The following is a 2,044-nucleotide window of genomic DNA, read 5'->3' on the forward strand; positions in this document are numbered from 1 at the left end:
CCCGTGTTCCGCAGGTGATGGGCGGATCTGGACACACGCCGCTGTATCGTCCCAGCTCAGCGTGTGGGGGCAGGTCCGGAACTGGTGAAAGTCCTGGACACACGTTCGATCGATGTTCGGACCCGTGAGCTGCTCGAAGTCGTGTAACGTCTGGACACGTGCACGTACGGGTGGCGACACGGCGAAATAGGGACGGCACCCCGGTGCGGTACCTGCAGCTGACCCACAACGAGTGGGACCCGGCCACGAAGACCTCCCGGCCGAAGGTGCTGCACAGCTTCGGGCGCGAAGACCAGCTCGACCGGGACGCCATCAAGCGGCTGGTCGCGTCGCTGACCCGGCTGCTCGACCCGACCACTGCCCTGGCCGGCACGACCGCGGCCGGGGCGGACGGGCTGGCGTTCACCTCGTCGCGCCCGGTCGGCGGCACCGTGGTGCTGGACGCGCTGTGGCGCCGGCTGGGGATCGACACCGTCATGACCCGGCTGCTGACCGGCCGCAAGCGCGATCCGCGCACCGAGCGGGTGCTGTTCGCGCTAGTCGCGAACCGGGCACTGGCGCCGGGCTCGAAGCTGGCCGCCGCCGGATGGGTCAACCGCCGCACGCACATCAACGGCCTGCCCGAAACCTCCGACGACGCCTGCTACCGGGCGATGGACTGGCTGCTCGAGATCGCCCCGGACCTGGAGCGGGAGGTGTTCTGGCAGGTCGCCACCCTGCTCGATCACGAGGTCGACCTGCTGTTCTTCGACACCACCTCCACCTACTTCCAGACCGATGAGCCCGACCCGCCGGTCGCCCGCGACACCCACGGCCGCCCAGTTCCCGACCCGCCGCCCGCCACCACCGAGGGCGCGGCCACCACCGAGGGCGGCACGGACACGGCCGCCGGGGACACGGCGTCAGAGGGGGTGGGGTTCCGGACCTTCGGCAAGTCGAAGGACTCCCGCGACGACCTTCCCCAGGTCGTGATCGGCATGGCCGTCACGAGGGCCGGGATCCCGGTGCGGGTGTGGTGCTGGCCCGGGAACACCACCGACTCGGCGCTGATCCGCCAGGCGCGGGAGGACATGCGGGACTGGACGTTGACCCGGGTGATGTGGGTCGCCGACCGCGGCTTCTCCTCGAAGGAAAACCGCCGGGAGCTGCGCCGCGGTGGCGGGCACTACATCATCGGCGAGAAGCTCCGCTCGGGCTCCGCCGAGGCCGCCGCCGCGCTGTCCCGCCAGGGCCGCTACCAGCATGTCCGGGACAACCTGCAGGTCAAAGAGGTGCGGATCGCCGAGGACGAGCGGTTCGTGATCTGCTTCAACCCCGAACAAGCCGACCGGGACGCCGCACTGCGCGAGATCATGATCGGCAAGCTCACCGCGCTGATCGACGGCACCGACACCCTCAGCGCGACGAAGCGGGCCGAGCTGCGCGGGCGGATCTCCACCATGCCCGGGCTGCACCGCTTCCTGCGCACCACCCCCGGTGGTCTGCTGCGCATCGACAAGAAGAAGATCGCGGCCGAGGCGAACCTGGACGGGAAGTACCTGCTGCGCTGCTCGGACCCGCACCTGTCCGCCGAAGACATCGCGCTGGGCTACAAACAGTTGCTGCAGGTCGAACGCGGCTGGCGGGACATGAAGACCACCCTGGAACTGCGGCCGGTCTACCACCGGCTCGAAGACCGGATCCGCGCCCACGTCATTCTCTGCTGGCTGGCGCTGCTCCTGGTCAGGATCGTCGAGACCACCACCGCCGACACCTGGAACCGCATCCGCGAGGACCTGCAGGAACTGCACGTCGGCACCTTCGAAGGCCCGGCCGGCACGTTCCGGCAACGCACCGAGCTCACCACCGCCCAACGCGACATCCTCACCAAGCTGGGCATCGACCCGCCCAAGAAGATCGTTGAGCTCGGGCCGCCACCGGCAACGTCCTGACCAGCAGGAACATCACCGCCTGGACACACGCCCGTCCAGGCGGCTTTCGGCGTTCCCGCAGGTCAAACCCCAGATTCCGTGTCCAGCACCAACATCAGCTGCGGAAGCCGGGT

Annotated in this window: 1 protein-coding gene; it reads left to right on the forward strand. The window is 69.3% G+C overall.

Annotation, left to right across the window (positions count from 1 at the left end):
- Positions 1-158: 158 nt before the first annotated feature.
- Positions 159-1,931 (forward strand): IS1634 family transposase, encoded by a 1,773-nt coding sequence (locus tag RM445_RS31915; protein WP_311560589.1) that lies wholly within the window; start codon positions 159-161, stop codon positions 1,929-1,931.
- Positions 1,932-2,044 lie beyond the last annotated feature (113 nt).

The sequence above is a fragment of the Pseudonocardia charpentierae genome (assembly GCF_031845345.1).
Lineage (GTDB): Bacteria > Actinomycetota > Actinomycetes > Mycobacteriales > Pseudonocardiaceae > Pseudonocardia > Pseudonocardia charpentierae.